This window comes from Streptomyces sp. NPDC090994 (assembly GCF_044768905.1).
Taxonomy (GTDB): domain Bacteria; phylum Actinomycetota; class Actinomycetes; order Streptomycetales; family Streptomycetaceae; genus Streptomyces.
Genome location: NZ_JBIVWS010000016.1, coordinates 55991 through 68794 on the forward strand (window position 1 = coordinate 55991; position 12804 = coordinate 68794).

Annotated in this window: 9 protein-coding genes; 2 read left to right on the top strand and 7 right to left on the bottom strand. The window is 71.3% G+C overall.

The genetic code is table 11. From position 1 onward, the window contains the following. Nucleotides 1–10: 10 nt before the first annotated feature. From ACIQR3_RS27425 to ACIQR3_RS27440, 4 genes are all read right to left on the bottom strand, one after another. Nucleotides 11–688, bottom strand: a complete 678-nt coding sequence (locus ACIQR3_RS27425) for a response regulator (protein WP_403543310.1) — start codon at nucleotides 686–688, stop codon at nucleotides 11–13. Continuing rightward, nucleotides 685–1881: a sensor histidine kinase gene (locus ACIQR3_RS27430; RefSeq protein WP_403543311.1), complete on the bottom strand. Its 1197-nt coding sequence runs from the start codon at nucleotides 1879–1881 to the stop codon at nucleotides 685–687. Before ACIQR3_RS27430 ends, ACIQR3_RS27425 begins: the two co-directional genes overlap by 4 nt. Before the next feature lie 94 nt (nucleotides 1882–1975). Beyond that, nucleotides 1976–4234, bottom strand: a complete 2259-nt coding sequence (locus ACIQR3_RS27435; protein ID WP_403543312.1) for an MMPL family transporter — start codon at nucleotides 4232–4234, stop codon at nucleotides 1976–1978. Nucleotides 4235–4569: 335 nt separating this feature from the next. Next, nucleotides 4570–6402, bottom strand: coding sequence for an AMP-binding protein (locus ACIQR3_RS27440; RefSeq protein ID WP_403543313.1), 1833 nt, complete (start codon nucleotides 6400–6402; stop codon nucleotides 4570–4572). 218 nt (nucleotides 6403–6620) lie between these two features. On the opposite strand from ACIQR3_RS27440, the gene ACIQR3_RS27445 reads away from it, so the two are divergent. After that, nucleotides 6621–7463 carry an alpha/beta fold hydrolase gene (locus ACIQR3_RS27445; RefSeq protein ID WP_403543314.1) on the top strand — a complete coding sequence of 281 codons (843 nt, stop codon included), beginning with the start codon at nucleotides 6621–6623 and terminating at the stop codon, nucleotides 7461–7463. Nucleotide 7464: 1 nt separating this feature from the next. After that, nucleotides 7465–8724 (top strand): hypothetical protein, encoded by a 1260-nt coding sequence (locus ACIQR3_RS27450; RefSeq protein WP_403543315.1) that lies wholly within the window; start codon nucleotides 7465–7467, stop codon nucleotides 8722–8724. 48 nt (nucleotides 8725–8772) lie between these two features. On the opposite strand, the gene ACIQR3_RS27455 is transcribed toward ACIQR3_RS27450, so the two are convergent. The 3 genes from ACIQR3_RS27455 to ACIQR3_RS27465 form a co-directional block, all read right to left on the bottom strand. Then, complete coding sequence (locus tag ACIQR3_RS27455) at nucleotides 8773–9972, bottom strand: cytochrome P450 (RefSeq protein WP_403543316.1); 1200 nt, start codon at nucleotides 9970–9972, stop codon at nucleotides 8773–8775. Between the two features lie 82 nt (nucleotides 9973–10054). Beyond that, nucleotides 10055–11110, bottom strand: coding sequence for an NADP-dependent oxidoreductase (locus ACIQR3_RS27460; protein ID WP_215169898.1), 1056 nt, complete (start codon nucleotides 11108–11110; stop codon nucleotides 10055–10057). Next, complete coding sequence (locus ACIQR3_RS27465) at nucleotides 11107–12789, bottom strand: phytoene desaturase family protein (RefSeq protein WP_403543401.1); 1683 nt, start codon at nucleotides 12787–12789, stop codon at nucleotides 11107–11109. The genes ACIQR3_RS27460 and ACIQR3_RS27465 overlap by 4 nt, the downstream gene beginning before the upstream one ends. Nucleotides 12790–12804 lie beyond the last annotated feature (15 nt).

Genomic DNA, 12804 nt, shown 5'->3' on the forward strand with positions numbered 1-12804 from the left:
CGGCGCCGGCTCAGCCGTCCGGTTGCGCGCGGACGAGGCCGCTCTGGTAGGCGATGACGACGAGCTGCGCCCGGTCGCGGGCGCCGAGCTTGGTCATCGAGCGGGAGACGTGGCTGCGCACGGTGAGCGGACTCACCACGAGGTGGTCGGCGATCTCGTGGTTGGACCTGCCGAGCGCGGCCAGCGCCATGACCTCGCGTTCGCGGTCGGTGAGCAGGGCGAGGCGTTCCGGCCGGGTGAGCGGCCTGTCGTCGTCGGGGGTGGCCAGGAAGCGGGAGATGAGAGCCCGCGTGGCCGAGGGGGAGAGCAGCGCGTCACCCGCGGCCACGGTGCGGATGCCGGCCAGCAGCACGTCGGGGCCGACGTCCTTGCCGAGAAAGCCGCTCGCTCCGGACCGCAGGGCCTTCGCCACGTTCTCGTCGTTCTCGAAGGTGGTGAGGATCAGGACGCGTACGTCCGACAGCTCGGGCCGGGCGCAGATGCCGGCCGTGGCGGCCAGTCCGTCCGTGCCCGGCATCCGGATGTCCATGAGGACGACGTCGGGCCGGTGCTCGGACGCCAGGGCGATCGCCTCCTGTCCGTCGGCGGCCTCCGCGACGACCTCCATGTCCGGGTCGGAGTCGATGAGGATGCGGAAGGTGGCCCGGAGCAGGGTCTGGTCGTCGGCGAGCAGGACGCGGATGGTCATGGGGCGGCGCTTTCGTCGGGGCCCGGCAGCGGAAGGGAACACGCGACCTCGAAGCCGCCTTCCGCGCGCGGACCGGCGCGGAAGGTGCCGCCTGCCGACAAGGCGCGTTCGCGCATGCCGAGCAGTCCGAAGCCGCCGCGGCGGCGGCCGGTACCGGCACCGGCCGCGACGCGTGCGGCGGCTTCGTCGGTGATGACCAGGGTGAGGTCGTGCGGAGCGTAGGCGAGCCGGACCCGGGCGGTGCGGCCGGCCGCGTGCTTGGTGACGTTGGTGAGCGATTCCTGGACGATCCGGTAGGCGGTGAGGTCCAGGCCCGACGGCAGTCGCCGGGGACATCCCTCGGTGACGACGGTGACGTCCAGACCCGCTGCCGCGCAGGCCTCGACGAGGTCCGGCAACTGGTCCAGTCCCGGTGCCGGAGCCAGGTCGTTCGCATCGGTGTCCTGGCGCAGCAGCTCCACGGTGGCCTTGAGTTCGCGCAGAGCCGCAGCGGTGGTCTCCGGCAGCCTCTCGATGATCTCCACGGCCTGTTCGGGACGGCTGCCGGCCAGGTGTGCCGCGGTGCCGGCCTGCGCGTTGGCCAGCGCCAGGTGATGCGCGACCACGTCGTGGAGTTCACGGGCGATGCGCATGCGCTCCTGGATCACCCGCCGCCGGGCCTCCTCGTCGCGCTCCCGTACCAAGTGCTCGGCGCGGGCGACGGCGTACTCACGGCGGATCCGCACGTAACTGCCGAACGACGCGGCCATGAGCACCCAGGCCGCCGGATTGACCAGCCCGAAGACCCATTCGTGCGGCGAGTCGGTGACGAGGAGACCGGTGACGACGATCCCCGCCGTGGCGGCGCAGGCGCTGTACCAGGTCTTCCTGCGGTCCGGGCGCTGGCTCAGGGTGTACTGCGCGGCCAGCATCGGTCCCATCAGCAGGGGCGTGAGCAGGAATCCCAGGAGGCTCTCGGCCATGGTGCACAGCGTCGTCACCGTCAGCACGAGGACCGGACGGTCGTGGCGGCGCAGCAGGGCGGCGCAGGCGAGGAGGGGCAGCAGTACGCCGGGCCACAGGGACGCGGGGTCGTCCATCACCGCGTAGGAGAGGTAGGCGCCGCCGGCCGTGAGGACGAGGACGCCCCCGACCTTCAGGGCGTCGACCGTGCGGGGGTGTCCGGCCGCTCGGCCATGCCATCGTGCACTCATCGTCCTACTCCGCGCCGGGACCAGCAGATACAGGGTGACAGACGTGCCGCGATGCCGTCACCCACGGCATCGCGGCACGCTGGGAGCGACTCCGTCAGGTGCGGGCCGGCTCCTGCGGCCGCGCCTCGGTGTCCGCCGGGGCGGCAGCCCGTCGCGACGTCAGGCCCTCGCCCTCGACGTCGACGTGCGGCAGCACCTTGTCGAGCCGGCGGGGCAGCCACCAGGCCTTGTCCCCGAGCAGGGAGAGGACGGCGGGCACGATCGCCATCCGGACCACGAAGGCGTCGAAGAGGACGGCGACGGCGAGGCCGAAACCGATCGTCTTGATCATCGACTCGCCGGACGCCACGAAGCCGGAGAAGACGGCGATCATGATCACTGCCGCGGCCACCACCACCCGGGCACTGTGCCGGAAACCGGTGACGACCGCCTGCGCGGGGCGCTCGCCGTGCACGTACGCCTCACGCATACGGGCGACGAGGAAGACCTCGTAGTCCATGGCCAGGCCGAAGACGATGCCCACCAGGAAGATCGGCATGAGGCTCATGACCGGGCCGGTCTGCTCCACACCCAGCAGCTCGGCCCCCCAGCCCCACTGGAAGACCGCGACGACCGCGCCGAGCGAGGCGAGCACCGAGAGCAGGAAGCCCAGGGCGGCCTTGACAGGCACCAGGACGGAACGGAAGACCACCAGCAGCAGGAGGAGGGACAGCAGCACGACGACGGCGAGGTAGGGCACCAGGGCGTCCTGCAGCGCCTGGGAGATGTCGATGTTCATCGCGGTACTGCCGGTGACCTCGAAGGTCGCCCCGGTCCGTGCCTCCAGGCCCGAGCGCTCGGCCCGGATGGTCTGCACGACCTCCTTGGTGGCCTCGTCGCTGGGTCCGCCGGCGGGGACCGCGGAGAACAGCGCGGTGTCACCGGCCTCGTTGAACCGCGGCGGTCCGACGGACACGACGCCCTCGGTACCGGCGATCTTCTCGGCGATCGTGGTGGCGGCCGCCTTGGGGTCCGTGGCGTCCGCGACGTCCGCGACGATCGTCAGGGGGCCGTTGAAGCCCGCGCCGAAGCCGTCGGCCAGCGCGTCGTAGGCGCGTCGTTCCGTCGTCGACGTGGACTTCGCCTCGTCGCCCGGCATGCCCATCTCCAGCTGGGTGGCCGGCAGGGCCAGGGCCCCCAGGCCGGCGACGCCCACCAGCAGGACGGCCACGGGCCGGCGCATGACGAACCTGGCCCAGCGCGTGCCGCCGTTGTCCGGCCCTGCCGCATGGCGCTGTGCCGACGTCCCCGGTATGCGGTCTCTGAGGTTCCCGCGGCCCTTGAGGTCCTTGCGGTCCTTGCGGGACAGAACGGCGTTCGGCCACATCCCGAGCAGGGCGGGGACCAGGGTGAGCGCGACGAGAACACCGACACCTACGGCACCGGCGGCGCACAGGCCCATCTTCGTCAGCATCGGGACGCCGATCACCGCCAGACCCGCGAGCGCGATGATCACGGTCAGGCCGGCGAACACCACGGCGGAACCGGCCGTACCGGCCGCCAGGCCTGCGGCTTCCCGCGGCTCGTGGCCGTTCGCACGCTCCTCGCGGTAGCGGGAGACCACGAAGAGCGCGTAGTCGATCCCCACCGCGAGGCCGAGCATCGAGGCGAGGGTACCGGTGGTCAGGGACAGACCGAAGGTGCCGGCGAGCGCCAGGATCGCGCACATGCTGACACCCACGCCGATGACGGCGGTCAGCAGGGGCAGGCCGGCCGCCGCCAGCGAGCCGAAGGTGATCAGCAGGACCACGGCGGCGAGCGCGATACCGATGCCCTCGGCCGCCCCTCCCGCGGCCGGCTGGGTGGCGAGCGCGGTGCCGCCGACCTCGACGGTGAGGCCCGCGTCACGGACTTCGCCGATCGCCTTCTCCAAGGCGTTCTTGCCGGCCTCCGTGAGGTCGGCGGCCGCGACCTTGTAGGTGATCGTGGCGTACGCCGTGGAGGCGTCCTCGCTCACCGCCGAGGCCGTGAACGGACTGACGGCGCTCGCCACCTGCGAGCCCTCCGCCGCGGTGTCCACCAGCTCCTCGATGGCGGCCCGGTTGTCGGCGGCCGTCACCTTCTCCCCGTCGGGGGCGATGAACACGATGCGCGCGGTGGCGCCGTCGGCGTCCGATCCGGGGAACCGCTCCCCGATCAGGTCGAACGCCTTCTGCGCCTCGATGCCCGGCATGAACGACGTGCCGTCGTCACCGGCGCCGGGTGCCGTCGCGGCGCCGAGCCCGACGGCACCGAGGATCACCGCCCACAGCAGGGTCACGAGCCGGCGCCGCCGGAAGGCGGTACGGCCCAGTCGGTACAGGAAGGTAGCCACGGGAAAGGTCTCTCCAGGGTCCGGTCTCGGGTAGGAGCCCAGACTGTCCTGGAGGGTCCTTCCGGGGCATCGTGCGGGTGTCGTCACCCGGGCCACGTGACGGGGAACCAGGGAGAGGCGCCCCTGGTGCCTGGCGAGGAGAAACGTCTCCTACCCGAGGATGACATCGCGGGCGCGCCTCAACGGTGTCACGCACATGCGTCCCCCCTGCTCCGGCAGCGCGGCACCGGCCCGGACGAACCGCCGGCCCATCCGGCCGTCGCTGAGCGCGGGAAGTGAGGCACACCCCCAGGGAAGCCGGGTCACTTCAGCCCTCGGTCCCCAGCCGGGTCACTTCAGCCCTCGGTCCCCAGCCGGGTCACGATGTCCTGGCGCAGCCGTGCCTTGTCCGTCTTGCCGACCGCGGTCAAGGGCAGTGCCGGAACCTCGACGACACGTTCGGGCAGCTTGAACCGGGCCAGTCCGCTGTCCTCCAGATGCGTGCGGAGCTGCCGCAGGGACGGTGCTCCCCCGTCACCGCCCACGACATACAGGCAGACGGCCTCACCCAGTACCCGGTGGGGCATCGCGACGGCCGCGGCGGCCCGCACGCCGGGGTGCGCCAGGACCAGCGCCTCCAGTTCGTCCGCCGGGATCTTCTCTCCCCCGCGGTTGATGACGTCTTTGACGCGCCCGGCCACCACGATGTTCCCGGATGCGTGGCGGCGGACGAGGTCGCCGGTGCGGTAGAAGCCGTCGGAGGTGAACGACGAGGCCGCCACGCCTCCGTGGTACTCCGCGATGACACCCGGCCCCCTGACCAGGAGTTCGCCGATCTCCCCGTCGGGGACGGGCCGCCCCTCGCCGTCCACCACCAGGGTCTCGTCACCGGGCGAGGAGGGGCGTCCCTGCGTGGTGAACGCCACCTCGGGCGGATCATCGAGCCGAGTGAAGTGGAGCCGGCCTTCGCTCATGCCGTACACCTGCTGGATCCGGCAGTCGAAGACACTGGCCAGTCGGACAGCCAGGGACTGGTCCAGGCGCGCCCCGCCGACCTGCAGGACTTGCAGGCTCGACAGGTCAGGACCGCTGGAGGCGGCGCGAGCGACGAGCCACTGCCGGGCGAGCGCGGGGGTGAGCGCGCAGTGGGTGACGCGTTCTCGCTCGATCAGCGCCATGGCGGCGGTCGGGTCGTCCGGGGCGGTGAGCACGACCTTTCCGCCGCCGGCGAGCGTGCCGAGCACGCCTGGAGCGGAGAAGGCGAAGGCGTGGGTCACCGGCAGGACCGCGAGGAACACGGATGCGGGTGTCAGCCCCGAGACCGCTGCCGCGCAGCGGATCACGTGACCCAGCGCCTCATGGGTTCGGGCGATGGGCTTGGGCGCGCCCGTGGTTCCGCTCGACAGCAGGAAGAGGGCGGTGTCCGCGGGGTGCCGGTCCGGGCGGGCGGGGGCCGGGGCACCGGCCTCGACGAGACCGTCGAGGTCGACGTGGCCGCCGGCCCGGTCGCCGGCGCCCGAGACGAGCAGGGTGCGCACCGACGGGTGCCGGGCGCGGAGCTTCTCGGCGAGCCGCAGGTGGTCGAAGTGCTGGTGCCGGGCCGGTACGGCCAGCGCGGTCGGCGCCAGCGCGGTGATCACCGGGTCGAGTTCGTGCTCGCGCAGGGCCGGCAGGGCGAGGGCCGGCCGCGCACCGAGTCTGATCAGCGCGAGCGCGAGGACGAGGGTGCGGGCCTGGTTCGGCAGTTGCACGAGTACGGTGTCGCCGGGCCGGACGCCGGTGTGCGCCAGCCGGGCGGCGCAGCCGGACACCACCGCGTCGAGTTCGGCCCTGGTGAAGGTGTGCTCGGCGTCGACCAGTGCCGTGCGGTGGCCCCCGTGCACGCGTGTGCTCAGCACGGTGTCGTCGAGGAATTCCGGACGCCACCAGCCGCGGTCCCGGTACTCCCCGCAGGCCCCCGCGTCAGGTCGGCGGTCGCCGATGATGCCGGCGAGCTGCCGTACGGTGACGTCGTGCTCCGCCCAGAGATCGACGCGGGTGCCGAAGCGCTCGGCCAGGTCCAGCTGGATCTGCGTGAGGTCGACGGAGTCGAGTCCGAGATGCGCGCGCAACTGCGCGTCCTCGCGCAGCAGTTCTTCCTCGACTCCCAAGTCGCGGAGGATCTTCCGTACTTCATCGATGCCCGTCAACCGGGCCTCCTTGCCTGAGGGCTGGGGCGAGAGCAGGGGGCGATGTGGCCGGTATGCCCGGTGCGTCTCGCCATGAGACCGGCGCTCGGAGGCAGTGGGAAGCGCGTGCGACGACGAGGGGCTCACGAAGCCGGCCGTCCCACTCCCGTACGCCCTGCACGGCCTGTTCCGGCCGTGCGACGCTGTGTCATCACACCGGTTCCGTCCCCTGGAGTGTGATGAACCCAGTGAACAGCGGAACGCTCGCGGTACCCGGCGCGACGATCTATTACGAAGTGCGGGGGGAGGGGCCTTTCCTGCTGCTCATCGGGGGTGGGAACTCCGATGCGGCGGTGTACAAACGCCTGGCTGCCGTGCTGGCCGGGACCCACCGCGTCGTCACCTACGATCCGCGCGGGAACTCACGCAGCGTGCTCGACGGCCCACCGGTGGACCAGAAAGTCGAGGAGCACGCCGACGACGCCCGCCGGCTGATCGAACACCTCGCCGGCCCCGACGAGCCCGTGTACGTCTTCGGGAGCTGCTCGGGCGGGCTCATCGCCCTGGAGCTCACCATCCGCCATCCGGGCAGGGTCCGGCTGGTCGTCGCCCACGAGCCACCTGTTTTGAGCATCCTGCCGGACGCCGAGCGGCACTTGGCACTGCTCGACGACGTCTGCGAGACGTACCTCCGTGAGGGAATGGCACCGGCCCTCACCAAACTGCAGGCCCTCCACGGCGGCCGGCCCGCGCCGGCCCTCCCCGAGGTGCACAACAACACCGACTTCTTCCTGACCCGCTTCGTCCGGCCGTTCACACGCTTCGTACCCGACCTCGCCGCACTGGAGGAAGTGGCCGGCAAAGTGGTGTGGGCCGGTGGCCACGCCTCACGTGAGGATCTCGTGCACCGCCCGGCGCTCGTCCTCGCCGGCCGGCTCGGCCGCGACGTGGAACTGTTCCCCGGCGGACACGTCGGCTACGCGAGGTACCCCGCCGACTTCGCCGACCGGCTCGTCGAAGTGCTCACCTCCGCGGCCGACGCGGTGGACGCCGTGCGGGAGACCACCGGCGGAGGGCAGTGACGTGCGGATCGTGATGGGAGCGCAGAACTGCGGCTTCGGCCCGGTTTCCGAACTCGTCGCGGTCTCCCGGCCGCTGCGCGAACACGAGCGGGTGTTCGTCGGAGACGGCGTCGCCGCTGTCTTCGCCCGGCGCAACCCCGACGCCTTCGACGCCATCCACGACATCGGCGGACTGCCGGAGAGCGCCAGGTCGGAGAGGGTCGACGACCTGCTGCGGGGCAGTGATCACGTGGTCTCCGTCATGGACGCCGAGTTGGTGTTGCGGTCCGTCGTGGCGCGGCGGCCCGTGACCATGGTGGACAGCCTGTTCAGCTTCTGGCGGCTCACCCGACCGCCCGCCGGCATCCGTGACCTGTGCTCGACCCTGCCACGTTCCCGCTTCGCCGCCGCCGACCGGCACCTGGCAGGTCTGTCACCGCACGAGCGGGTGGTCGCGGCTCACCTGCTCGCCACCCACAGCGTCGTCCAGAACTTCCCCGGCGTCACCGAGCGTGCGGCCGGGCTCGCCGCCCTGGGTGAGGGGCCCGAGATACATCTCACCGGCTCGATCATCGACGTCGAAGGCCTGCGGAACGCCGCGCGCACCACCGGGCCCGAATACGACCTGTTGATCAACATCGGTGGGTTCAAGAACTTCCTCCTGGACTTCGACGTCAACAACGACTACGTGCGCCTGCTGCACCAGTGGCTTCCGGATCTGCTGCGCGACTGGCCCCGGTTCCGTCGTGTCCTCGTCTGCGGCGGCCCGTTCGGCGCCAGCCGGGAGCGGACCGTCCGGGCCGCGGGCGGCCGGGCCGACTGCCGCCTCCTGCGCCAGCGGGAACTGCTCCAGGTGGCGGCGAGCACCCCGGAGTACCTGATGGCCCCCGGGCTCACGGCACTCCACGAAGCGATCGCCCTGGGGCGGCTGCCCCTGGCCATCCACGAGCAGCACTACGCCCACGTCTTCACCATGCGCGCACTGGACGGCACGCTGTTCGGCGACACCGGGGGACGGTTCACGGACGTGGTCCCGTGCCACCCGCTGCCGGAGGACGACTTCGCCGGGACCGCCGCCCTGGTCGAGCTGGCCGGCCGCGTCCGGGAGGACCGCGGGCTCTACGCGAAGTACCGGCGGACGTTCAACGAACGCATCGAGCAGTACCTCTCCCTCACCCCCTCGCAACGCCGGCACGGCGTCGAGGAACTCGGGAAACTGCTGGACGGCGCCCCGATCCACTCGGTGATGACCGAGGTCCTGAGCACGCCGCACCCTGCGTGAGGTGGGTGGCGTCGGACGCCGGCCCCCTCCGGAGCCGGCCCGGCAGCGTCACCAGGTGACCGGCAATTCGTGCAGGCCGTTCACCATCGACCCGGTCTTCCAGCGCAGTTCCTCTTCGGGGACGGCCAGCCGGAGGCCGGGCATGTCCGCCAGGAGGACCTCCAGAGCCACCTGCAGTTCCACGCGCGCCAAGTGGGCGCCGATGCAGTAGTGCGGGCCGTGTCCGAAGCTGAGGTGCGGGTTGACGGCCCGGTCGAGGACGAGGTCGTCGGGGTTGTCGAACACCTCCGGATCCCGGTTGGCGGCAGCCGTGTCGACCAGGACGGGGTCGCCGGCGCGGATGAGGGCCCCGCCGAGCTCGACGTCCTCAGTGGCGTACCGGGGGAAGGCGAAGCCGTTGGGCAGGGGGACGAAGCGCAGCAGTTCCTCCACCGCGCGGGGGAGCGCCTCCGGGCGGCCCAGCAGGGAGGAGAAGCGGTCGGGGCGGGCCAGCAGGACGTAGCAGGAGTTGGAGATCTGGTTGAAGGTCGTGACGAATCCCGCGCTGATGAGCACCGGGGCGAGGGCCATCAGCTCCTCCATGCTGATGCGCCCCTCCTGGTCGTGGGCCCGTACCAGGGCGCTGAAGAGATCGTCGCCGGGTTCCCGGCGTCGCAGCTCCACCAAGTCGGCCGTGTACGCGGCGAAGGTGGAGTTCCACTTGTGGAACTCCTCGGCCGTCACCGTGTGGGACATCATGACGTCCAGCCAGTCCCGGACGCGCACGTGATTCTCCTGACTGATGCCGAGCAGTTCGCCGATGACGGTGATGGCCAGCGGGAAGGCGAACCGGTCGCCCAGGTCCGCCGCGGGACCCGACTTCCGCATGTCGCACGAGAGTTCCCCGGCGATCTCGCGCACGCGGTCGCGCAGCCGCTCGACGCGGCGTGCGGTGAACGCCTTCGCCACCGTGCCGCGCAGCCGGTGGTGGTCCGGCCCGTCGGTGGACAGCAGCCCTCCGCCGCTCACCGCGACCGGCCTGACGCGCGGCCGGTCCCGGCCGGCCGCCGCGGCCATGCTGAACCGGGGATCGCCCAGCAGTGACTTGGCGTCGGCGTACCGGCTGACCAGCCAGGCCTCCTCGCCGTACGGCATCCGCACCCGGGCCGGCGGACGCTGCCGCAGTTCGGCGTAGACGGGGTGGAGCCCGAGTCCGTCGGGCTGTTCGAAGGGGTAGGCGAGCGGTTCGCGCAGTGCCGTCGTCGTCATCGTCGGCCTTTCCTGTTCACAGCGGAGCGGGTGGAGCAGCGGGTGGAGCGGGTGAAGCGGGTGGAGCGGGTGGAGCGGGCGGTCACAGGCGCACCAGGAGCTTGCCGCGGTTGGCGGCCGGGTCCGTGTACAGGCTGCGGTACGCCTCGGGAATGGCGTCGAACCCGTGCCGGACGGTCTCGTGGTGGACGATCTCGCCGCGCCGGACCATGCCGCCGAGGTCGTCGTGGAGCGCGTCGAGGGTCTGGTCGTCGTACCACTCCTCCGCGAAGATCCCGCGGACGGTCGTGCGCGGGAACATGATGTACGGGAGGAGGCGGGGGCCCGTGTGGTCGCCCGCGATCTGGGTCGCCCACTGCCAGCAGACGGCGACCTGGCTGTTGACGTTCAGCATGGAGAACACCGCGTCGGTGATCGCCCCGCCCAGGTTGTCGAAGTACTTGTCGACGCCTCGGGGTGCCGCCGCGCGCAGTGCCTCGCGTGCCTTGCCGGGGTCGTCGCCCTGGCGGTAGTGGATGACGTCGTCGAAGCCGAGGGACGTCAGGTGCCGGGCCTTCTCCGGCGAACTGGTGGTGCCGATCACGTGTGCGCCGGCTCGTTTGGCGAGCTGGCCGGCGAGTGATCCGACGGAGCCGGACGCGCCGCTGACCACGAACGTGTCACCCGGCTCGACGGTGAAGAACTTGGTCAGCGTGCCCCAGGCGGTCAGTCCCGGCGGGCCCATGACGCCGAGCGCCGTCGACAGCGGCAGCGCCTCGTCGTAGCGCCGTGGATCGAGCCGCCGGAAGGCCGGGAAGGGGACGGGGAAGGCGCCGTGCTCCCACCGCCATCCCGCACCCGTGCCGATCACATGGCTGCGCCAGCCGCCGTAGCCCTGCACCAGGTCGCCGACCGAGAAGGCGGCCCGCGGGCCGGCCGACACGACGCGCAGGATGCTGTGCGCGACCATGTGCTCGCCGAGGGGCGTCTCCAGGGCCAGGCCCTGCAGGTACGGGTCGAGCGACACGTACAGGGTCTCGAAGAGCATCTCGTCGTCCGCGAGGGAGACGTCCACCTCCTCGACCGTCTTCTCGTAGATCCGGTCGACGTCGGGAACGCCCGGCACGTGCTCGCGCACGATCCACTTCTCGATCCTCATTCGTGCTCCTTGGCCTCGGTGACGGTGCTGTCGGGGGCCGGGGGCCGGCCGACCGGGATGACGATCTGGGTGGGCGGCGGCTGGGTCCGGTCGATGTCGGCGGTGAACTCCACGCCGTCGTCGCGGCAGATGAACTGCATGACGTGACGGCCCGCCGCGGCGGCCCGGATGAGGCCGCCGATCGTGGACCAGGTGCCGGAGAGGTAGAAGTCCTTCAGCCCCGGCGCGACCGGGCCGTTCTTGTTCACTTCCTTCTCCAGCGTCTCCGCGCCGTCCACGAACGGCAGCCAGCCGGCGATGGTTCCGTTGTGGTTGCCGGTGTAGCGGATCTGGGTGAGCGGCGTCCCGGTGTCGCGCGCCACGACCGCCTGCGCCAGCCCGGGGAACCGGCGGTCCAGGAACTCCGTGACGGCTCGCTGCACCTGACGCTTGGCCGCGTAGTACGCGGGGCCGCGCCGTACCGCCAGCGTGTGCACTTCCTCCCCCTTGTGCACGCGGCTGTGCTGTTCCGGTCCCTCGGTCAGCTCCCGCCAGGTGCCGGTGTCGGAGAAGTAGGTGACGAAGACGACGGTGGTGTCGCGCGGCGAGAGTTCCGGGTAGTGGGCACTGCGGAACTGCACGTTCATGCTGGGGTGCCCCATGCCGACGAACGAGGCCGCCTCCTCCTCGTCGAGCAGGTACGTCGTACAGGGCTCACCCTGGGGAAACGGACGGTCCAGGCCCAGGAAGACGCTCACGTAACCGGGGTAGAGCATCCCCGGCTCGTCGATGGTCCTCGTGTAGAGCCGCTCGTACGTCTTGTTGAGGTACCGGCCCTTGAGCAGCTCCAGCATCGTGGTGCGGCCGTCGCAGGCGGAGACCACGATGTCGGCGCGGAACTCCCGTCCGTCGCTCAGCCGGACGCCCACGGCCCGGTCGTCCTCGACCAGCACCTCCTCGACCTTGGCGTTGTAGGTGATCTCGCCGCCGAGCCGCCGGTAGCGCTCCTCGACCGACCTCGCCAGCCCGAGCGAACCCCCTTCGGGCACGCCCGCCGTCCCGTTGGCGTGCGACGCCAGCTGGAAGTAGAAGGGGAGGACCGGGAACGCGGGGTGGTACTCGTAGAGGATGTGGTTGAAGGCGTCGCGCAGCAGCGGGTCGGAGAACCTCGCGGCGTAGTCCGTCATCAGGGTCGTGATCGACTTCCGGATGACGTTGAAGTACGGGACGAACCCCGCCAGCATGCGCCAGCGTTCCAGGCGGCCCATCAGCCCCGCCGGTTTGAGGAAGGGGTAGGCCGCCATGCACGCCTTGAACTTCCGCAGGCCCGCGCAGAATTCTTTGATCGGCTTGGCGTCGGCGGGGGAGAGGCCGAGCAGGTGCGCTTCGAGACGGTCGGGATCGGAGTAGAAGTACACCGCCCGGCCGTCGGGGGCGCGTACGACGTTGAAGACGTCGAAGTTGCGCATCTGCTTGCCCTGCAACGCGCCGAGCTCCAGCCAGATCTGGTGCATCTCGTCGCCGGGGCCCGAGCCGAGCAGCCAGCTGACGCACCAGTCGAAGGTGAAGTCCCCCTTGTCCCAGGCGGTGCAGCAGCCGCCCGGCAGCTCGTGCATCTCGAAGACCTGGGTCCGGTAGCCGTTCATCTGCGCGTAGCAGCCCGTGGACAGGCCGCCGAGTCCGCCGCCGATGACGATCATCGTGTGACGCCGGCC